A 20,260-nucleotide genomic window follows, 5' to 3' on the forward strand; every position below is an offset into this window, starting at 1 on the left:
CGACGGGTGGTCGGATGCAGTGCAGCAGAACCGCGGGCGAGGCGCCAACGGATTTACGACGGGAGCGGGCCGTGCGGGACATTCTTCCGGTGCTCAGCGGTTGGTACGCGGCGGCCGAACCGTTCGGCCTGGCCACCGTCGTCGCGGTCAGCGGCAGCGCGCCCCGCGATCCCGGCGCGGCGATGGCGGTCGGGCCGGGCGGCGAGGCCGTCGGCAGTGTGTCCGGGGGCTGTGTCGAGGGCGCCGTGTTCGAACTGGCGCGGGAGGTGGCGGCGAGCGGCCGGGCGCGGCTGGAGAAGTTCGGGTATGGCGACGAGGACGCCTTCGCGGTCGGCCTGACCTGCGGCGGCGAGATCACCGTGCTGGTGCGGCCGGTCAGCCCCGGCCACGACCCGTCGTTCGGCGCGGTCGCCGCGTCCGTGGCCGGGGGACGCCCGGTGACCGTGGCGACCGTGACCGACGGTCCGGCGCCGCGCGGGGCCACGCTGGCCGTCTGGCCCGGCGAGGTGTCCGGCACGCTGGGTACGAGCGGCCTGGACGCGGCGGTCACCGCCGACGCGCGCGGCGAACTCGCCCTCGGCGCCACCGGCGTACGGCACTACGGGCCGCGCGGTGAGCGGCGGGCGGACGAAGTCTCGGTGTTCCTGCACTCGTTCGCGCCGCCGCCGCGGATGCTGGTGTTCGGCGCCATCGACTACGCGGCGGCCGTGGCGCGCATCGGTGTCTTCCTCGGCTACCGGGTCACCGTCTGCGACGCCCGCCCGGTGTTCGCCACGCCCGAGCGTTTCCCGCCGGGCGTGGAGGTGGTCGTCGACTGGCCGGACCGCTGGCTGCGCGGCACCGGGACGGACGAGCGCACGGTGATCTGTGTGCTGACGCACGATCCGAAGTTCGACGTGCCGCTGCTGGCGGAGGCGCTGCGCCGGCCCGCCGCGTACATCGGGGCGATGGGCGGCCGCCGCACCCACGACGAGCGGGCGCGGAAGCTGGCCGGGGCCGGGGTCGGCGCGGCGGAACTGGCCCGCCTGCGCTCGCCGATCGGCCTGGCCCTCGGGGCGCGCACGCCCGAGGAGGTCGCCGTGTCCGTCGCGGCGGAGATCGTCGCGCTGCGCCGGGGCGGCAGCGGGACTCCGCTGGCCGCGACGACGGGCGCGGTGCACCCGCCGCGGCCGTAGGCTCAGCGGTCCCGGCGCGGTGGCAGCCGGTGCAGGGTGACGTCGGTCAGTTCGCCGTCGGCGACCGTCGCCGTCATGTAGGTGCAGTGCGGCTGACGGCGGCGGTCGGTGGGCGAGCCGGGGTTCAGCAGACGCAGGCCCGACGGGGCGGTGGTGTCCCAGGGGATGTGGCTGTGGCCGAAGACCAGCACGTCGAGGTCGGGGAAGCGGGCGGCGCAGCGCGTCTCGCGGCCCTGTGCGGGTCCGGTCTCGTGGACGGCGCCGAAGCGCAGCCCGCCCAGTTCGGCGTGGGCCACCTCGGGGAGCCGGGCGCGCAGTTCGGGCCCGTCGTTGTTGCCGTACACGGCGACCAGCCGGCGGCTGTGCCGCTCCAGCAGGTCGAGGGTGGCCGTGTCGACCCAGTCCCCCGCGTGGAAGACGACGTCGGCGCGTGGCAGTTCGGCGAGCAGCGGCGCGGGCAGCTCCCGGGCGCGCTTGGGGACGTGGGTGTCGGACATCAGCAACAGGCGCACCGCCTCAGCGTACGGCCGCCGGTCAGTCCTCACCCCTCACGATGTTCCCCTCCAGGGCGAGGTCCGGGCGCGCTGGGCCCTCGGGGTCCCGGACGGCCGACACGCAGGTGCGCAGGGCTGGTTTCTCCTTCATGCGCCGGGCCCTCGACCAGCCTGTCTCGGGCCTTCGGGCGACGGGTTTGTCACTGGTGGGTGTCGTCACGGCCTGCTCCTCTCACTTCACTGACGCCACCCCGGGTCCCCATTCGTTGAAGTGGGCAAACACCGGTCGGGTCAGGTGGCGCCGGACCCGCCCCCGCCGAAGGAGCCGCTGGAGCCCTCGTCCCAGCGCGGGCGGCGCTGGTCGCCGCTGGGGGTGCCCCCGGTGGGCCTCAGTTCGTGCGGGGTGAGCCGTTCGCCCTCGCCCATGCCGTGCGGGGCCCGCTGCTCCCGGGTCTCGTGGACCGGCCCGGAGTCGGGCAGCCTGGGCTGTTCGTCGGGGCGGGGCCGGCGGGGCTCCCGCTTGCGCGCCCGGATACCGAGCAGTACGGCCCAGATCAGTGCGGCGGTGATGACGACGCCTCCGACGAGGATGACGGCCATGCCGACCCCGGAGCCCGAGGCGGCGACTTCGCTGGCGGTTGTGTTCATGGACGTCGAGTACCCGAAGTCGCCGGGTGAATGACCAGTCACCCCCGGACGGGTGCCGGTGTGCGACCGGCGGGCCGGTCCCGGCCTGACCGCGGCCGATCGGGCGGCCCTGGCCGGGCCGCCCTCCGCGGTGTGCGGTCCCTAGGTGTTCGGCCGGGCCACGCTGATGTCGCCGAGGGCCGAGCCCGGGTCGCGTTCCATCGCCAGGTCGCCCAGGGAGACGATGCCCACCGGGTGGCCCTGCTCGACGACGGGCACGCGGCGCACGGCGTGTTCGCGCATCAGCTGGATGGCGTTGTCCAGGTCCTCGTCGGGCTGGAGCGTGAACAGGTCCTCGCTGCACGCGCCGGCCACCGTGGTCTGTTCGGGGTCGCCGCCCTCGGAGATCGACCGGACGACCAGGTCGCGGTCGGTGACCAGGCCCCGCAGGTCGTCGCCCTCGGTGACCAGGACCGCGCCGATGTCCTCGTCGCGCATGATCCGGGCGACCGCCGCGACCGACGTCTGCGGTTCCACGGTCACCGGATCGGCGGTCATGATGTCGCGGACGTGCTGAGTCATGACGTACCTCCTCGTCGTCGTCCGTCCGCGCTCCGGGTACCCGGTCTCAGGGCTCCAGCACGAGCTCGCTCCACACCTGCTTGCCGCCGCTGACGGGGACGGTGCCCCAGGCCGCCGACATGGCCTCGACGAGGAGCAGGCCGCGGCCGCCGGTGGCCTCCCAGCCGATGCTGGTCGGCTTGACCGGGGTGCGGGGCGAGGCGTCTGCGACGGCGATCCGCATCCGGTTGCCGACCAGCGTGAGGTCCATGCGGACCGGGCCCTCGGTGTGCACGAGGGCGTTGGTGACGAGTTCGGAGACGATCAGGAGGACCGCGTCGGCGTGGGCGGCGACGCCCCAGGCGCGCAGGGTGCGCTTGGTGAAGCGGCGGGCGTGCCGCACGGCCTCCGGGACCCGCCAGACCGACCAGGTCTCCCGGCGCGGGCGGACCGCCATGCCGTCGTAGCGCATCAGCAGCAGGGCGACGTCGTCGCTGCGCCGGGCGTTGCCCAGCAGGCCGTCGGCGACCAGCCCGAGGTGGGCGGGGTCGGAGCGGGCGAGCCGCTGGGCGAAGCGGTCCATGCCCTCGTCGATGTCGGTGTCGGCGGACTCCACGAGCCCGTCGGTGGTGAGGGCGAGCAAGGTGCCGGGCTGGAGCCGGATCGGGGTCATGGGAAAGTCGGCTTGGGTGAGCACGCCGAGCGGCGGGCCGCCCTCCGTCTCGACGACCTGGGCGGAGCCGTCCGGGTGGCGCAGCACCGGGTGCAGATGGCCGGCGCGGACGCACCAGGCGGTGCCCTCCTCCATGTCGACGTCGACGTAGGCGCAGGTGGCGAAGAGGTCGGTCTCCATGTCGACGAGGAGCCGGTTGGCGTGCGAGACGACCACGTCCGGCGGGTGTCCCTCGACGGCGTAGGCGCGCAGCGCGGTGCGCATCTGGCCCATCAGGGTGGCGGCGGCCGGGCTGTGGCCCTGCACGTCGCCGATGACGAGGGCGACGTGGTGATCGGGCAGCGGGATGACGTCGTACCAGTCGCCGCCGACCTCCAGTCCGGCGGTGGCGGGCAGGTAGCGGGCGACGGCCTCGGCGCCGGGCAGTCTGGGGAGCCGGCGGGGCAGCAGCTGGCGCTGGAGCATGCCGACGAGTTCGTGTTCGGCGTCGAAGGCGTGGGCGCGCATCAGGGCCTGTCCGGCGAGTCCTGCGGAGGCGGTGAGCAGGGCGCGTTCGTCGGGGCCGAAGTCGTGCGGGCTGTCCCAGCCGATCAGGCAGGCGCCGGCCATCCGGCCGCCGGCGGACAGCGGCAGTACGGCGAGACCGCCGGGGCCGACGTCGGCGAGGGCGGGTTCCAGGGTGGTGCCGGAGGGCCAGATCTGGGCGCGGCCCTCGCGCAGCGCGGCGGCGAGGGTGGGCATGGCCCGCACGGGCGCGTCGGGCCACTCGGTGCGCCACTCCAGGCGCCACAGTTCGGGCCAGGCCTCGGGTTCGGGCGGGTCGAGGACGGTGACGACGAGCCGGTCGTGCTCCAGTTCGGCGAGGGCGATGCGGTCGGCGCGCAGCGGCCGGCGCAGGGCGGCGACGACGGCCTGGCTGACGTCACGGACCGTCCCGGCGGTGGAGAGCGCGGCGGCCAGGCGTTGCACGCGGGCGACGTCGGTGACGTCGGAGCGCAGCTGGGAGGCGTCGACGACGGTGCCGACGAGCCGCGCCTGCTGTCCCTCGCCGCCGGGCTGCATACGGCCGCGCAGCCGCAGCCAGCGGGGCGGGCCGGCCGGGCGGCGCACGCGGAACTCCAGTTCGCGGTCGCCCACGGACATGTGGTCGGCCTCGACCACGGACATCAGCGAGGGCAGGTCCTCGGGGACGGTGAGCCCGAGCAGGGTCTCGACCTTGCCGTCGAAGTCGTCGCGGGTGAGGCCGAACAGGTCGAGGATGCCGTCGCCGACCTCGACGCGGCCGGTGTCCATGGCGAGGGCGAAGGCGTGCGGCGGGAGTTCGCCGCCCTCGGGATGGGCGGGCGGGGCGGGGCAGGTGACGGCGTCGGCGATCAGTTCGAGGGCCTTGCGCTGATCGGTGTCGAAGCCGTGCGGGTCCTCGCTGACGGCGAGCAGGCAGCCGCCGTGGGTGTCCCGGCTCGCGGGCAGCGCGGCCAGGTGGAACTCCGGTCCCGGGGTGCGCCGGCTGTCGGCGCGGGCGGCCAGCTCGGCGGGGCTCACCCAGACCGGCCGCCGGTCGCGGTGGGCGTCGGCGGCCGGGGAGCGCCCGGCGACCGGATAACTGTCGCGCAGCCCGTACAGCGTCCGGGGGACGCCCGCCGACTCGACCAGGCACAGCAGGTCTCCGTCCTCGTCGGGGGCGTACACGGCGGCGAAAGTCGCCCCCGCGAAGACGAGTGACTGTTCGAGGACGCGGTGCAGCCGTTCGGGGGTGTCCCGGTCGTCCGTGATCGCTCGCAGGGCGATCTCGGCGCGCGGCGTCACCGTTCCACGTCCCGCGGCGCCGTCATTGACCACGTCCGTATTACAGCGCTAATGGGGCGTCCGCGCAGCCCCTGTGTGCGTTCCGTGGAGCCGGCGCGGAGTCTGCGCGCAGTCCGCGGTCGAAAGGTCCCGAACATGTCTTGACCCGTGCGTACCGCACACCGACCTCGTGACAGGCGTGACTGTCCGGAGCCGCCGGCCGGCTGGAAGGCTCAGTGGCCGTCACGGAGGGGGAGGCATGGACAAGCGGTACGAGGTGTACGCCCTCGCGGACGGGCACTTCTACGACACGCCCGACCGGCTCACGGGCGACGGGCACACCGCCGCTCCGCTGTACGCGGTGGCCCGGCGCGAGGTGCCCGAGGGCTGGCGTGCGGCGCGCACCGGCGACTGGCTGACGATGACGCCGCTCGACGCGGACGGCGAGCCGCTGCCCGGTCCGGCGCAGGGCTGGAAGATCCACGCCTCGGCCACCCGGGCGAACGCGGAGCGGATCGCGGAGATCGTGTGGGACTACTGCGTGCCGCGCCGCATCCCGTTCAAGTTCGTCCCGGCCGCGCATCTGCTGCATCTGCGCAACGCCAAGTACGCGCCACGCGAGGGCAGCGGCAAGTTCGTCACCGTCTACCCGGTCGACGAGGAGCAGCTGCGCCTGGTGCTGACCGAGCTGGGCGCGCTGCTGAAGGGCTTCGAGGGGCCGTACATCCTGACCGATCTGCGCTGGGACGACGGTCCGCTGCACGTCCGCTACGGCGCCTTCGCGCGGTCCTACGTGGTCGACGAGCGCGGGTCGCTGGTGCCGGCGGTGCGCGACGGCGAGGGACGGCTGGTGCCGGACCGGCGGGACCCGTCCTTCCGGGTGCCGGAGTGGGTGACGCTGCCGGACTTCCTGGCCCCGCAGCTGGCGGCGCGCAACGCGACGACGGTCGGCGACCTGCCGTACCGCATCGAGAAGGCGCTGCACTTCTCCAACGGCGGCGGCGTGTACGCGGGCACCGACACCCGTGACGGGCGCCGGGTCGTGCTGAAGGAGGGGCGGCCGCACGCGGGGCTCGCGGCCGACGGGGCGGACGCGATCGCCCGGCTGGAGCGGGAGAAGCGGGCCCTGGAGCAAGTGGCCGGCACCGGGGTGGTGCCGGAGGTGCGCGACTGGTTCACGCTGGGCGAGCACCGGTTCCTGGTGATGGACTTCGTCGAGGGGCGGCCGCTCAACTCGTTCTTCGCCGAACGGCACCCGCTGCTCGTCCCCGACCCCGATCCGCGGGCCGTCGCCGACTACACGGCGTGGGCGCTGCGCATCCACCGGGCGGTGGAGCGGGCGGTGGACGCGGTGCACGAGCGCGGGATCGTCTTCCACGACCTGCACGTCTTCAACATCATGGTGGCGCCCGACGAGGAGTCGGTGTTCCTGCTGGACTTCGAGGCGGCCGCGCCGGTGGCCGAGAACGGCCGCCAGGTCGTCGCCCACCCGGGGTTCTTCGCGCCGCCCGACCGCCGGGGCGCCGACGTCGACCGCTATGCGCTGGCGTGTCTGCGGCTCGCCCTGTTCATGCCGGTGACCACGCTGTTCGTGATCGACCGGGGCAAGGCGGCGCATCTGGCCGAGGTGATCGCCGAGCAGTTCCCGGACGTGCCGCGGGCGTTCCTGGACGAGGCGGTCGCGGAGATCACCCGGGACGCGGCCGGGCCCGCCCGCGGCGGGTCGGCGCGGCTCGTCGAACCCGCCGACTGGCCGCACAGCCGGGACTCCATGGTCAAGGCGATCCTCGCCTCGGCCACCCCCGAGCGCACCGACCGGCTCTTCCCCGGCGACATCGCGCAGTTCTCCGACGGCGGCGGGCTCGGTCTCGCGCACGGCGCGGCCGGGGTGCTGCACGCGCTGGCCGAAACCGGCGCGCAGCGCTACGAGGAGGGCGAACGCTGGCTCCTCGACCGTACGGCCCCGCCCCCGGCGGGCACCCCGCTGGGCCTGTACGACGGTCTCGCGGGCGTCGCGCTGGTCCTGGACCGGCTCGGGCACCGGCAGCGGGCGCTGGACCTGGTCGACGGCATCCTGCGCGAGCGCTGGCAGAACCTCTCCTCCGACCTGCACGGCGGGCTCGCGGGGCTCGGCCTGGTCCTCGGGCACCTCGCCGGCACCACCGGCGAGCCGGGCCTGCGGGAGCGGGCCGACGAGGCCGCGGAGATCGTCGTACGACGGCTCGCGGAGCCGCTTCCGGAGGCGCCCCGGCGGCGCGCCGGGCTGCTGCGCGGGGCGACCGGGCAGGCGCTGTTCCTGCTGCGGCGCCACGAGGCCACCGGCGACGGTGAGCTGCTGGCGGCGGCCGGGCGGGCGCTGCGGCGGGATCTGGCCTCCTGCGTGGTCCGCGAGGGCGGGGCGCTGGAGGTGGACGAGGGCTGGCGCACCCTGCCGTATCTCGGTGACGGCAGCGTCGGGCTCGGCATGGTGATCGACGACTACCTCGCCCACGCCACGGACGACACCGGGGAGCTCGAACGGGCCCGCGCGGGGGTGCTCACCGCCGCCACCTGCCGCTTCTACGCGCAGCCCGGGCTCTTCCAGGGCCGGGCCGGGATGATCCTGCACCTCGGCCGCACCACCGCGCCGGGTGCCGATGTCCGGGCGCGGCTGGCGGAGCAGCTCGCGGGGCTCGGCTGGCTCGCGATGCCGTACCAGGGCCAGCTGGCCTTCCCCGGCCACCAGATGATGCGGCTCTCCATGGACCTGGCCACCGGAACGGCCGGCTGCCTGCTGGCGCTGGGCGCCGCCCTCGGCGACACGCCCGCCGCGCTGCCGTTCCTCCCGCCGCCCGCCGGGCGGCCCTCATGACGCGGCGTCGCCGACCGGCGGCGTCGTGACCCAACCCGTCCCCACGGGACGTCTCACCATCACGGAAAGGAAAAGAAGATGGCCCTTCTCGACCTGCAGACGATGGAAGCCGACGAGCACACCGGCGGCGGCGGCGCGAGCACGGTGAGCCTGCTCTCCTGCATCAGCGCGGCGAGCGTGCTGCTCTGTCTCTGACCGGCACCGCACCACCAGGGCCCCGGGCGGCAGCGTCCGGGGCCCTGCCCGTGCCCCGGGCCGGCACCGGCTACAGCCAGCCCTCCCCCTGCGAGATGCGGATCGCGTCTATCCGGTTGCGGGCGCCGGTCTTGCGGGTGATGGCGGCCATGTAGTTGCGGACGGTGCCCCGGGACAGGTGCAGGCTGCCGGCGATCTCCGCGATGGACGCGCCCTCGGCCGCCAGCGACAGCACGCTGAGCTCCCGTCTGGTCAGCGGTATCTGGGAGGCCTTGAGGAAGCCCAGGCCCAGCGTGTTGTCGACGAAACGTTCCCCTGCGGCGACGCACCGGATGCCCCGCACCAGGCGCTCCGGCGAGCCCGCCTTGTCGACGTAGCCGAGCGCCCCCGCCTCCACGGCACGCCGCAGCAGCCCCGGCCGGTCCGCGGTGGCCAGCACCAGCAGCCGGGGCGGTCTCTCGCCGCCCCGGCCGCACAGCTCGCCCAGCGGCGGGATGCCGTAGCGGCCTGTGTAGTCCAGGTCCGCGGCACACACGTCCGGCCGTAAGGATCGCGCCCGGCCCGGCGCGGCTTGCCATGGGGCGTCGTCGACGCCCAGGTCGGGTTCCCGGCTCAGCCACTCCGCCAGAACCGATCGCACCAGACTCGAATCATGCACCAGAAGTACCCGGATCACCGCTGTCCCTTTCAGCTCTCCGCCGTCGGCTCGTCGTGGTGAGCGCGTGCCCATTCTTGGTCCCGGCGCTCCTGCCTGAGCGCGCAAGATCCGGCCAACGGGATGCGCGGGGGCGCGTACAGCGCGCCCATGCTCCTTCCCACGCATCCGTTCGGGGGGCATGATCACCGGGCTTCGGGGTACGCGAGGCGCCCTTCGTCGCGGCCGGCGCGTCCGCCCAGAGATGGCGCGGACGGCCGGGGCGAGAGAGATTTGATGCCGGGGACACGGCTCGCGGCGCCGCGAGGAGGTGGTCGGCGTGGACGACGGGCAGCCGCACACCCGGGCACCGGCGGCCGAGCGGCAGCCGGCCGGCGAGCCCCTGCTGTCGCTCGCGCTCGCCGCGATGCTCGACGGCGTGCACGCCCACTCCGGCGCGGTGTACCTCCTCTCCCCCGACGGACAAGTGCTCGAGATGGCGGTGATGGCCGGGCTGCCGCGGGCCTTCTCCGCGCCCTGGGAGCGCGTCGGCGTGGGCGCGCCGATCCCGGTCGCCGAAGCGGTGCGCGAACGGCGGCTGGTCTGGGTCGGCGGCGAGGAGGAGATGGCCCGCCGCTACCCCAGGGTCGCCGTGGTCCTGCCGTACCCCTTCGCGCTGGCCGCGGTGCCGGTGGTGACGGGAGGCACGGTGTACGGCGCGGTGTTCGTCACCTGGCCCGGCTCCCACGCGCCGGCGCTGACCGACCGGATCCGGGAGCAGCTGACGTCGGCCTGCGACCGGCTGGCGCTGCGGCTGGAGCGGGCGGCCCGGGAGAGCCGCCCGGTGCTGCCCGAGCCGGATCTGCTGGCCGCGCCGGTGGTCGGGGGCACACCGGGCACGATCGGCGCGGTCGAGGCGGCCCGGATGGTGTCCCGGCTTCCGTACGGGCTGTGCTCGCTCGACATCCACGGGCGGGTCGCCTTCGCCAACCCGGCGGCGGCCGAACTGATCGGTGAGCCGGTGTCCCGGCTGGTGGGCACCCAGCTGTGGGCGTCCGTACCGTGGCTGAACGACCCGGTCTACGAGGACCGGTACCGGGCCGCCCTGTTCAGCCAGCACGCCACGTCGTTCGTGGCGCTGCGCCCGCCCGGCGAGTGGCTGTCCTTCCGGCTGTACCCGAGCACGAGCGGGCTCAGTGTGCGGATCACCCGGGCCCGGTCCGTCTCGCCGACGGGGCAGGCCGAGCCGTCGGCCGGTGAGGGGCCGTCCCGGCTGGTCACCATCTCGCAGGTGCTGACGCTGGCGAGCGCGCTGACCGAGGCGGTCGGCGTGCAGGACGTCGTCCAGCTGGTGGCGGACGAGCTCGCCCCGGCCGTCGGCAGCCACGCCCTGGTCCTGCTGGCCTCGCGGGGCGGGCGGCTGCGGGTGCTGGGGCATCGCGGCTATCCCGATCCGCGGCTCGTGGAGCGGTTCGACGGGACGCCGCTGGGGTCGGCGACGCCGGGGGCGCACGCCCTGCACACCGGCGTGCCCGCGTTCTTCGAGTCCCGGGAGGAGCTGGAGCGGCTGTATCCGGCGCGGGCGGAGAGCCCGGACGGGTTCGCGGCCTGGGCGTACCTGCCGTTGATCGCCTCCGGGCGCCCGGTGGGCACCTGTGTGCTCGCCTACTCCGGTCCGCGCCACTTCGCGGCGGACGAGCGGTCGGTGCTGACCAGCATGGCCGGGCTGATCGCGCTGGCCCTGGAGCGGGCCCTGCTGTACGACGCCAAGCACCAGCTGGCGCACGGCCTCCAGGCGGCGCTGCTGCCGCCGTCCCTGCCGCCGCTGCCGGGCATCGACGCGGCCGCCCGCTATCTGCCGAGCACACGGGGCATGGACATCGGTGGCGACTTCTACGACGCGGTGCCTTCGGCGGGCACCGCGGTCGCGGTGATCGGCGACGTGCAGGGGCACAACGTGACGGCGGCCGGGCTGATGGGGCAGATCCGGACCGCGGTACGGGCGTACACCGCCGTCGGCCAGTCACCGCAGGAGGTCATGGGCAGCACCAACCGGCTGCTGATCGACCTCGGCACCGATCTGTTCGCCAGCTGCCTGTATCTGCGGCTGAACCCGCGGCACGCGCGGGCGGTGATGGCGCGGGCCGGGCATCCGCCGCCGCTGCTGCGCCGGCCGGACGGGCGGGTCCGGGTGCTCGACCTGGCGGGCGGGCCGCTGCTGGGCATCGACGCGTCGGCCGTGTATCCGACGACGGAGGTCGACTTCGCGCCCGGGTCGGTGCTCGTGCTGTACACCGACGGGCTGATCGAGTCCCCCGGCGTCGACATCGAGGAGGCGCTGGCCGCACTGGGCGAGCTGCTGACGGAGGCGGGGCGGCTGCCGCTGGACGAGCTGGCCGACGTACTGGTCGGGCAGGGGGCGGGCGCGGCGGAGCGGGCGGACGACGTGGCGTTGCTGCTGCTGCGGGCGCGGGGGTGAGGCGGGCCGGTACGACGAAGGTCCGGCCCCTCCGCCGAGGGGCCGGACCACGTGGTGGGGCGGGTCAGCTGTGATTCTGGGTCAGGCCGGAGTCGCCGGCCTCCTCGGCGGCCTCGTCTCCGCCGCCGGCCTGCTCACCGGCGCCCGCTTGCTCGCCGCCGACGCCCTCCTGTGCGTCACCGGCGCCCTCCTCGGCACCGCCGACGCCCTCTTCGGCACCGCCGACGCCTTCCTCCGCGCCTCCGACGCCCTCCTGCGCGCCACCGGCACCTTCCTCCGCGCCACCGGCGCCTTCCTGCTCACCGCCGGCGCCCGCGCCTTCGTCCGCGCCCGCGCCGCCGGCGCCGTCAGCGCCCTCCAGCGTCGCGCCGACCGCCTCCAGTGCCGTGGTGACCGGCTGGAAGAACGTCTCCCCGCCGACCGTGCAGTCGCCGCTGCCGCCGGAGGTCAGGCCGAGGGCGAGGCCGTCCTGGGTGAACATCGAGCCGCCGCTGTCGCCGGGTTCGGCGCACACGTTCGTCTGGATGAGGCCGGTGACCGTGCCCTCGGGGTAGTTGACGGTGGCGTCGAGCCCGGTGACGGTGCCGTCGGCGAGGCCCGTGGTGGAGCCCATCCGGAACACCTCCTGGCCGACGGTGGCCTCCGCCGCCTGGAGGATCGGGACGGTCTGGCCCTCGGCGTTCACCTCGCTCGGCGCCTGGGTGGCGGGGTCGTCGTACTTGACGAGGGCGAAGTCACCCTCGCCGGGGAACACCGCCTGGTCGACGGTGCCGATCGGCGCCCCGCCCTCGGCGTCGGACCACTGCTGCGCCGCGACGCCGCAGTGACCGGCCGTCAGGAAGGCGGGGGTGCCGTCGCCGGCGGTGACGTTGAAGCCGAGCGAGCAGCGGGCGCCGCCGCCGAAGATGGCGTCGCCGCCGGAGGCGAAGGTCTTGAAGGTGCCGTTGGACTTCCGCAGGGTCGCCATGCCGGAACCGAGGCTCTGCACGGTGGACTCCAGCGTGTCCCACTTGGCGCCGGTGACGGTGCTGTCGGCGGTGACGAGGACCTTGTTCGTTCTGGGGTCGACGGCCCAGGCGGTGCCGGGGATGGTCGCCTCGCTCTTCAGGGTCTGCGCGGCCGCCTTCAGTTCGGCGGCGCTGTTCTCGACCTGCCGGACCGCCGCGCCCGCCTTCTTGGCCTGGACGACGAGCTGGTTGTCGTCGCCGACCACGTTGACGACGAGCTGCTGGCGGTCGGCGTCGTAGTAGGACCCGGCGAACGCGTCGCCGAGCAGCCCGGCGAGCTGGTCCGCGAGATCCGAGGCGTCCGCGGACTTCAGGGTCCTGGGGGCGGACTTGGCTTCCGGCGCGCCGTCCTGGGACGCGTTGGCGTTCGGCAGCAGGATGGCCGCCGCTCCGAGCGCCGCCACGCCGCCTGCGGCCAGCACGGCCTTGCGCTTCGGAATTCGCTTGTGACTCAAGACTTCTCGACCTCCTGAGGGACCGGGGTCCGGCCGCCCTGTCGGCGGCTGTCGGGGGTGGGCGCCTGGATGGCCACTGGTACGCAGGGCGCGCTCGGGGCGTTCAATCGGGTGTGCGAAACCGGAGGGACCGGGATGTGTGCCGACGGGACGGCGGTGGGGGCCGCGGTGGGGATTCCGCCGTGGTTCGGGGAAATGTCTCCCCATGACGATGACCACGGCGGAAGCCGAGAAGATCCTCTCCGTGAACTTCGCCCCCTGGGTCCTGGAACTGGGCCTGACCGTGGAGGCGTTGGGCGACGACCGGGCGACGCTGCGGCTGCCCTGGTCCGGCCGGCTGGCCCGGGAGGGCGGCGCGCTGTCGGGTCAGGCGCTGATGGCCGCCGCCGACACCGCGACGGTGATCGCCGTCTCGGCGGCGCGGGGCGCGTTCGTGCCGATGACGACGGTTCAGCAGTCGACGTCCTTCCAGCGCCCGGTGGCGGAGGCGGACGTGCTGATCACCGCGGTGCTGACCAAGCTGGGCCGCCGGATGGCGTTCGCGGACATCGCGATGACGGTGGAGCCGGGCGGGGACCTCGCGGCCCGGGCGAGCACGGTCTACGCGATCCTGGGCTGACACGTTCCGCGACCGGTCGGTGACGGTCGGTTCCGGTCACGGACGGGAACGAGAGCTTCAGGGAATCTGCACATCGAATGCCCAACGGGCTCACCGCGAGCGGCGGATCCGCACATGCCCGAGGCGGCGGCCACGCCTTTGGGACCGGAGTGCCGGATTCGCCGATCCGGCGGCAAGAGCCGGGATGCGCCGATGCCGTGCGGCATGTGAAGAAGTCGCCGACAAGCCGTGCGCGCACCTGCACGGTTGGGCACGCGGAGGGCTCAAAACCCCAGGTGAGGCGGGTGGTTGATTGGAGGACGGAGGTCGCAGCGTGCTTTGATCCTTCGCACCGCGGGGGCCGCGAACGGCGCCTCTACGGGGCGCCTGGCGCCTGCGGTCGCGGCCGTCCGTCTGTCCCCAGAGGGGGCCGCTCCCCCCTTGTGAAATATCCATATGAAGGGAAGTTCCATCATGAACTCCACCCCCCAGGTTGAGACCGTCGAGATCTCCGACGCCGAGCTCGACAACGTCGCCGGCGGTCTGCACGTGAACGCCCTGGGCACCGTGACCGGCCTGGTGGACGGCGTCGCCCCGGTTTCCGGCCTGGTCGACACGGTCGTCGGCACCGTCGAGGGTGTCACCGGCCTGAACACCGCCCCGGTCACCAACCTGGTCGCCGGTCTCTGATCGCACCCCCGGGGTGCCCCGCCGAGTCCCGGAGCCGTATCCCGGCTCCGGGGCTCTTCGGATGTCCGTCACGCAATTCCACCCGGTGAGGGATCAGTTCCGTGCAGTTCCGCCAACAGGCCCTCGCCAGGCTCCAGTCGCCGGAGGAGCTGGACCTTCCGGTGCGCCTCGCCCGTCCGCAGGGCTGGCTCGTGCTGTCCGTGACAGTGGTCGCGATGGCGGCCGCCTCGGTGTGGGCGGTGACGGGCAGCGTCTCCTCCACGGTGAGCGCGCCCGCGATCCTCACCCACGGGCAGGGCAGTTACGTCCTGCAGAGCCCCGTCGCCGGCCAGGTCACCGAGATCCTGGCGAAGGAGGGCGAGCGGCTGCCCGCCGACGCCCCCGTACTGAAGATACGTACCGCCGAGGGCGAGACCGTGGTCCGCACCCTCGCCGCGGGCCGGCTGACCGCGCTCGCCGCGACGATCGGTCAGATCCTCGCCACCGGTGCGAACGTGGCCGCCGTGGAGAAGGTCGCCGCGAGGGACGCGCCGCTGTACGCGACGGTGTACGTCCCCGCCGAGAACGCCTCCGCCATTCCCGCCGACGCGCCCGTGGACCTCACCGTGCAGACGGTGCCCACCCAGGAGTACGGCGTGCTGCGCGGCCATGTGAAGTCCGTGGACCGCTCGCCCCAGACCGCCCAGCGGATCGCCGCGTTCCTCGGTGACAGCCAGCTCGGCGAGCAGTTCACCAAGGACGGCCGGCCGGTCGCGGTCCTGGTGCGGCTCGACCGGTCCGCGTCGACGGAGAGCGGTTACGCCTGGTCGACGACGGACGGCCCGCCGCACGCCCTCACCTCCATGACCGTGGCCACCGGCTCGATCCGGCTGGCCGATCAGCGTCCCGTCGATTGGCTGCTGCCGTGACCACCACCGCCGAGGAAACCCGGGGCCGGCGCCGGGCCGCCCCGCCGCGGCGCACGGTCCCGGGGACCCGCCGCCGGACCGTCCGCACCCCCACCGTGCTCCAGATGGAGGCCGTCGAGTGCGGCGCCGCCTCCCTGGCGATGGTGCTCGGCCACTACGGCAAGCACGTCCCGCTGGAGGAGCTGCGCATCGCCTGCGGTGTCTCCCGTGACGGCTCCCGCGCCAGCAATCTGCTGAAGGCCGCCCGCGGCTACGGCCTGACCGCCAAGGGCATGCAGATGGACCTGGCCGCGCTCGCCGAGGTGCGGGCGCCGGCCGTGCTGTTCTGGGAGTTCAACCACTACGTCGTCTACGACGGCATGGGCCGCCGCTTCGGCCGCCGCGGCGTCTGGGTCAACGACCCCGGCAAGGGCCGCCGTTTCGTGTCGACGGAGGACTTCGACGGCAGCTTCACCGGTGTGGTGCTGGTGATGGAGCCCGGCGAGGACTTCACCAGGGGCGGGCGCAGGCCGGGCGTCCTCGGCGCCATGCCGGCCCGGCTGCGCGGCACCGCCGGCACGCTGCCCGCCGCGGTGCTGGCGAGCCTGCTGCTGGTCCTGGTCGGCGCGGCGCTGCCGGCGCTGAGCCGGACGTACATCGACATGTTCCTGATCGGCGGGCAGACCTCGCTGCTGGACGTGCTGTTCGCGTCCATGGGCGCGTGTGTGCTGCTCACGCTGGTCCTGACCTGGCTGCAGCAGGCGAACCTGCATCACGGCCGGATCATCTCCTCGACGCTGTCCAGCGCCCGCTTCCTGCGCCATCTGCTGCGGCTGCCGGTCACCTTCTTCTCCCAGCGCAGCCCGGCCGACCTGGTGCAGCGGCTGCAGTCGAACGACGCGGTCGCCGAGACGCTGGCCCGTGACCTGGCGGCGGCGGGCGTGGACGCGGTGGTCGTGGTGCTCTACGCCGTGCTGCTCTACACGTACGATCCGCAGCTGACGTTCGTCGGCGTCGGGGTGGCGTTGCTGAACATCGTCGCCATGCGGGTGGTGATCCGGCTGCGCGCGACCCGTACCGCGAAGCTGCGCGCCGACAACGCGCGGCTGACGACCACGGCGTACAGCGGTCTCCAGCTGATCGAGACGATGAAGGCGACCGGCGGCGAGGACGGGTACTTCCGCAAGTGGGCCGGGCAGCACGCGACCACGCTGGAGGAGCAGCAGCGGCTCGGCGTGCCGAGCGCCTGGCTGGGTGTGGTGGCGCCGACGCTCGCCACGCTGAACAGCGCGCTGATCCTGTGGATCGGCGGCATGCGGGCCATCGAGGGGCACATCTCGGTGGGTCTGCTGGTCGCCTTCCAGGCGCTGGTGACCCGGTTCACCGCCCCGCTGACCCGGCTGAACGGGGTCGCGGGCCGCATCCAGGACTTCGCGGCGGACGTGGCGCGGCTGAAGGACGTGGAGAACTTCCGCGCGGACCCGCTGTACTCCCGCGCGGGCGGCGAGTCGACCCGGCGGCTGCACGGGCACGTGGAGCTGGAGAACATCACCTTCGGCTACAGCCCGCTCGACAAGCCGCTGCTGACCGGCTTCGACCTGACGGTCGGTCCGGGGCAGCAGGTGGCGCTGGTCGGCGGTTCCGGCAGCGGCAAGTCGACCGTGTCCCGGCTGATCGCCGGTCTGTACACACCGTGGGAGGGCGTCATCCGCATCGACGGGCAGCGCCTGGAGGACATCCCGCGCGGCGCGCTCGCGGCGTCCGTCTCCTTCGTCGACCAGGACGTGTTCCTGTTCGAGGGCACGGTCCGCGACAACGTGGCGCTGTGGGATCCGTCGATCCCGGACGACGCGGTCGTGGAGGCGCTGCGGGACGCGGCCCTGTACGACGTGGTGATGCGCCGTCCGGGCGGCATCCACAGCCGGGTCGAGCAGGACGGGCGGAACTTCTCCGGCGGGCAGCGCCAGCGCCTGGAGATCGCCCGGTCGCTGGTGCGCCGCCCCAGCATCCTGGTGCTCGACGAGGTGACCAGCGCGCTCGACGCCGAGACGGAGCTGGTCGTGATGGACAACCTGCGGCGGCGCGGCTGTGCCTGTGTGGTCATCGCCCACCGGCTGAGCACCGTGCGGGACAGCGACGAGATCGTGGTCCTCCAGCACGGCACGGTCGTCGAACGCGGGCGGCACGAGGAGCTGGTGGCGCGCGGCGGCGCGTACGCGGCGCTGGTCAGGGAGCGGTGAGATGACGACGGTCGACGAGGGCGACCTGGTCCTGGGCGCCCTGGGCGCGCTGGGCACGCCGATCGACGGCACCGCCCTGACCCGGCTCGACCTGGAGGGGCCGCAGGTGCTGTGGCTGGTGGCGTCCGGTGCGCTGGACCTGTTCGCGGTGGACGCGGGCGGGCAGGGCCACTGGCACCATCTGGGCCGCCTGGAGGCGGGCACGCTGCTGCTCGGCCCGGTCGCCGGCCCGCAGCACACGCTGGTGGCGCGTCCGGTGCGGGACTGCGTGGTGCGCCGCGTCGGCCTGCGCGAGCTGTACCAGCCGGCGGCCACGCAGACGTGGTCGTACGACGAGTACGGCAACCCGCAGTACGTGCCGCCGACGACGAGCCCGCTGGAGTACGCGCTCGCGCTGGGCGTCGGCCGTGGTCTGTCGGTGCTCTTCCAGGCGCCGATGGCGGCCGAGGGGGCGTCGGCGGTCACCGACGAGGACGTCTTCTGGATGCAGGTGCCGCCGGGCAGCGTGCAGTACGGCTCCCTGTACGGCGCGGAGGCCGCCGCCGACCTGCTGATGGACCCGGCGGTGTGGCAGAGCATGGTCGACCAGCAGTACCGCCTGCTGACCACGCTGGACCGCTGGATCGAGCAGCTGGAGCGCACCCACGAGACCCGCACCGCGGCCGGTATCAAGGCCGGTGAGCAGGTGCGCGCGCAGGCCGACCGGACGCTGCTGGCGTCCATCGGCCGCTCGTCGGCGCGGCGCACCACGTCCGCCGACGCGGACGCCACGTACGCGGTCTGCCGGCTGGTGGCCCGCGCGGCCGGGATCACGCTCGCCGACCCCGGGCACGGCGGCACCGAGAGCGACCGCCTCGACCCGGTGGAGCGCATCGCGCTCGCCTCCCGGGTGCGTACCCGGGCGGTGCGGCTGGACGGGAGCTGGTGGCGGGACGACGTCGGTCCGCTGGTCGGGCAGCGGGCGCTGTCCGGGGCGCCCGTCGCGCTGCTGTGGCGGCGCGGCGGCTATGTGGCCGTCCATCCGGCGACCGGGCGGGAGACGCCGGTCGAGAAGGCCAACGCGGCCGAGTTCGAGCCGCGCGCGGTGATGTTCTACCGGCCGCTGCCGGACCGCCCGCTGGGCCCGCTCGGTCTGCTGCGGTTCTGTATGCGGGGCACGCGCGGCGACATGACCGGGCTGCTGCTCAGCGGGCTGGTGACGGTGGCGATCGGCGCGCTGGTGCCGATCGCGACCGGCAAGGTGCTCGGCGAGTACGTGCCGAAGGCGCAGGCCGGGCTGATCGCGCAGGTCTGTGTCGCGGTCGTCGTCGGCAGCGTGGTCGCGGCGGCATTCATGCTGCTGCAGAACCTGACCATCCTGCGCCTGGAGGGCCGTATCGAGGCGACGCTGCAGCCGGCCGTGTGGGACAGGCTGCTGCGGCTGCCGACGAAGTTCTTCACCGGCCGGTCCACCGGCGAGCTGGCCAGTGCGGCGATGGGCATCAGCGCGATCCGCCGCCTGCTCGCGGGCGTCGGGCCGACGGTCGCCCAGTCGGTGACGATCGGCGCCGTGAACCTGGGGCTGCTGCTCTGGTACAGCGTGCCGATGGCGCTGGCGGCGCTCGGCATGCTCGTCGTCATCGCCGCCGTGTTCCTCGGGCTCGGGCTGTGGCAGGTGCGCTGGCAGCGGCGGCTGACGGTGCTCACGAACAAGCTGAACAACCAGGCCTTCCAGACCCTGCGCGGCCTGCCGAAGCTGCGGGTCGCGGCCGCCGAGAACTACGCGTACGCCGCCTGGGCGGGCGAGTTCGCGCGCAGCCGGGAGCTGCAGCAGCGGCTGGGCCGGATCAAGAACCTCTCCGCGGTGCTCGGCGCGGTGTATCTGCCGCTGTGCTCGCTGCTGATGTTCATGCTGCTGGCGGGCCCGGCGCGGGGCGCGATGTCGGCGGCCGACTTCCTCGCCTTCAACACCTCGGTGACCATGCTGCTCACCTCGGTCACCCAGCTGACCGGCGCGTTCGTGTCACTGGTGGCCGCGCTGCCGCTGTACGAGCAGATCAAGCCGGTGCTGCGGGAGCTGCCGGAGGTGCGCACGGCCAGCACCCGCCCGGGCCGGCTGTCCGGCGCGATCGAGGCGCGGCGGCTGTCGTTCCGCTACTCCGACGACGGGCCGCTCGTCCTCGACGACGTGTCCTTCGACGTCCGGCCGGGCGAGTTCGTGGCGATCGTCGGCCCGAGCGGCTGCGGCAAGTCCACCCTGCTGCGGCTGCTCATCGGCTTCGACCGGCCGGTGTCGGGCAGTGTGCTCTACGACGGGCAGGACCTGGCGGCCCTCGACCAGTCGGCGGTGCGGCGGCAGTGCGGGGTGGTGCTCCAGCACGCGCAGCCGTTCACCGGGTCGATCCTGGACGTCATCTGCGGCACCGAGCCGTACACGCCGGAGGAGGCGATGGCGGCCGCGGAGATGGCGGGGCTCGCCGAGGACATCAAGCGGATGCCGATGGGCCTGCACACCATCGTCGCCGGCAACGGGGCGATCTCCGGCGGGCAGCGGCAGCGGCTGATGATCGCGCAGGCGCTGATCCGCCGGCCGCGCGTCCTCTTCTTCGACGAGGCGACCAGCGCGCTGGACAACGAGACCCAGCGCCGGGTCATCGAGAGCACCAAGGCGCTCGACGCCACCCGGATCGTCATCGCGCACCGGCTGTCGACCGTCCTGGACGCCGACCGGGTCATCGTGATGGAGGACGGCAAGGTCGCCCAGCAGGGGCCGCCCGCGCGGCTCCTCGCGGACACCGGCGGCCGGCTGCACGAACTGGTGCGACGGCAGCTGGCCTGAACCGGACGGCACGGACCGGGCACGGGCGCCGCCCGGGCGTCGCGCCGCCGCCCCGCGGTGGTCCGCGTGCTTCCGCGCGCCGCACGGCGAT

Annotated in this window: 15 protein-coding genes; 9 read left to right on the forward strand and 6 right to left on the reverse strand. The window is 74.1% G+C overall.

The window, feature by feature from the left end; translation table 11 throughout:
- The first annotated feature begins 71 nt into the window (after positions 1-71).
- On the forward strand, positions 72-1,175 hold the full coding sequence (locus AMK31_RS09015) for an XdhC family protein (RefSeq protein WP_073939855.1): 1,104 nt from the start codon (positions 72-74) through the stop codon (positions 1,173-1,175).
- 2 nt (positions 1,176-1,177) lie between these two features.
- Here AMK31_RS09015 and AMK31_RS09020 read toward each other — a convergent pair whose 3' ends face one another.
- The 4 genes from AMK31_RS09020 to AMK31_RS09040 form a co-directional block, all read right to left on the reverse strand.
- Positions 1,178-1,687 (reverse strand): metallophosphoesterase family protein, encoded by a 510-nt coding sequence (locus tag AMK31_RS09020; RefSeq protein ID WP_073939856.1) that lies wholly within the window; start codon positions 1,685-1,687, stop codon positions 1,178-1,180.
- A gap of 273 nt (positions 1,688-1,960) precedes the next feature.
- Positions 1,961-2,317 carry a DUF6479 family protein gene (locus AMK31_RS09030; RefSeq protein ID WP_073939858.1) on the reverse strand — a complete coding sequence of 119 codons (357 nt, stop codon included), beginning with the start codon at positions 2,315-2,317 and terminating at the stop codon, positions 1,961-1,963.
- 141 nt (positions 2,318-2,458) lie between these two features.
- Positions 2,459-2,878, reverse strand: a complete 420-nt coding sequence (locus AMK31_RS09035; protein WP_073939859.1) for a CBS domain-containing protein — start codon at positions 2,876-2,878, stop codon at positions 2,459-2,461.
- 46 nt (positions 2,879-2,924) lie between these two features.
- Positions 2,925-5,369: a SpoIIE family protein phosphatase gene (locus AMK31_RS09040; RefSeq protein ID WP_073939860.1), complete on the reverse strand. Its 2,445-nt coding sequence runs from the start codon at positions 5,367-5,369 to the stop codon at positions 2,925-2,927.
- Positions 5,370-5,574: 205 nt separating this feature from the next.
- Between AMK31_RS09040 and lanKC the strand changes: the two genes are divergently transcribed.
- Both lanKC and AMK31_RS09050 read left to right on the forward strand, forming a co-directional pair.
- Positions 5,575-8,166, forward strand: a complete 2,592-nt coding sequence (gene lanKC, locus AMK31_RS09045) for a class III lanthionine synthetase LanKC (protein ID WP_073939861.1) — start codon at positions 5,575-5,577, stop codon at positions 8,164-8,166.
- Positions 8,167-8,244: 78 nt separating this feature from the next.
- Entirely contained in the window at positions 8,245-8,361 is a 117-nt protein-coding gene (locus AMK31_RS09050; RefSeq protein WP_073939862.1) for a SapB/AmfS family lanthipeptide, read from the forward strand.
- A gap of 70 nt (positions 8,362-8,431) precedes the next feature.
- On the opposite strand, the gene AMK31_RS09055 is transcribed toward AMK31_RS09050, so the two are convergent.
- Entirely contained in the window at positions 8,432-9,037 is a 606-nt protein-coding gene (locus AMK31_RS09055) for a response regulator transcription factor (RefSeq protein ID WP_073939863.1), read from the reverse strand.
- Positions 9,038-9,326: 289 nt separating this feature from the next.
- Between AMK31_RS09055 and AMK31_RS09060 the strand changes: the two genes are divergently transcribed.
- Positions 9,327-11,474 (forward strand): SpoIIE family protein phosphatase, encoded by a 2,148-nt coding sequence (locus tag AMK31_RS09060; protein WP_073939864.1) that lies wholly within the window; start codon positions 9,327-9,329, stop codon positions 11,472-11,474.
- Positions 11,475-11,538: 64 nt separating this feature from the next.
- Here the strand turns inward: AMK31_RS09060 and AMK31_RS09065 are convergent, their stop codons facing one another.
- The gene (locus AMK31_RS09065) at positions 11,539-12,936 is read right to left on the reverse strand and encodes a S1 family peptidase (RefSeq protein ID WP_073939865.1); all 1,398 of its coding nucleotides are present in this window, start codon (positions 12,934-12,936) and stop codon (positions 11,539-11,541) included.
- Between the two features lie 205 nt (positions 12,937-13,141).
- Here AMK31_RS09065 and AMK31_RS09070 point away from each other — a divergent pair, with 205 nt between their 5' ends.
- The 5 genes from AMK31_RS09070 to AMK31_RS09090 all read left to right on the forward strand — a co-directional run bounded on the left by AMK31_RS09070 (position 13,142) and on the right by AMK31_RS09090 (position 20,169).
- On the forward strand, positions 13,142-13,555 hold the full coding sequence (locus tag AMK31_RS09070; protein WP_073939866.1) for a PaaI family thioesterase: 414 nt from the start codon (positions 13,142-13,144) through the stop codon (positions 13,553-13,555).
- Positions 13,556-14,008: 453 nt separating this feature from the next.
- Complete coding sequence (locus AMK31_RS09075; RefSeq protein WP_073939867.1) at positions 14,009-14,224, forward strand: hypothetical protein; 216 nt, start codon at positions 14,009-14,011, stop codon at positions 14,222-14,224.
- Between the two features lie 101 nt (positions 14,225-14,325).
- Complete coding sequence (locus AMK31_RS09080) at positions 14,326-15,132, forward strand: HlyD family efflux transporter periplasmic adaptor subunit (RefSeq protein ID WP_073939868.1); 807 nt, start codon at positions 14,326-14,328, stop codon at positions 15,130-15,132.
- 104 nt (positions 15,133-15,236) lie between these two features.
- The gene (locus AMK31_RS09085; RefSeq protein ID WP_241842608.1) at positions 15,237-17,351 is read left to right on the forward strand and encodes an NHLP family bacteriocin export ABC transporter peptidase/permease/ATPase subunit; all 2,115 of its coding nucleotides are present in this window, start codon (positions 15,237-15,239) and stop codon (positions 17,349-17,351) included.
- A 1-nt stretch (position 17,352) separates the two neighbouring features.
- Positions 17,353-20,169, forward strand: coding sequence for an NHLP bacteriocin export ABC transporter permease/ATPase subunit (locus tag AMK31_RS09090; RefSeq protein WP_073939870.1), 2,817 nt, complete (start codon positions 17,353-17,355; stop codon positions 20,167-20,169).
- Positions 20,170-20,260 lie beyond the last annotated feature (91 nt).

This window comes from Streptomyces sp. TSRI0107, from assembly GCF_001905845.1.
Classification (GTDB): domain Bacteria; phylum Actinomycetota; class Actinomycetes; order Streptomycetales; family Streptomycetaceae; genus Streptomyces.

Bases quoted from the DNA above. Each gene is read 5' to 3' on its own strand.
- lanKC (WP_073939861.1), top strand. From the start codon at position 5,575: ATGGACAAGCGGTACGAGGTGTACGCCCTCGCGGACGGGCACTTCTAC.
- AMK31_RS09070 (WP_073939866.1), top strand. From the start codon at position 13,142: ATGACGATGACCACGGCGGAAGCCGAGAAGATCCTCTCCGTGAACTTC.
- AMK31_RS09030 (WP_073939858.1), bottom strand. From the start codon at position 2,317: ATGAACACAACCGCCAGCGAAGTCGCCGCCTCGGGCTCCGGGGTCGGC.
- AMK31_RS09085 (WP_241842608.1), top strand. From the start codon at position 15,237: ATGGAGGCCGTCGAGTGCGGCGCCGCCTCCCTGGCGATGGTGCTCGGC.
- AMK31_RS09090 (WP_073939870.1), top strand. From the start codon at position 17,353: ATGACGACGGTCGACGAGGGCGACCTGGTCCTGGGCGCCCTGGGCGCG.
- AMK31_RS09075 (WP_073939867.1), top strand. From the start codon at position 14,009: ATGAACTCCACCCCCCAGGTTGAGACCGTCGAGATCTCCGACGCCGAG.
- AMK31_RS09035 (WP_073939859.1), bottom strand. From the start codon at position 2,878: ATGACTCAGCACGTCCGCGACATCATGACCGCCGATCCGGTGACCGTG.
- AMK31_RS09050 (WP_073939862.1), top strand. From the start codon at position 8,245: ATGGCCCTTCTCGACCTGCAGACGATGGAAGCCGACGAGCACACCGGC.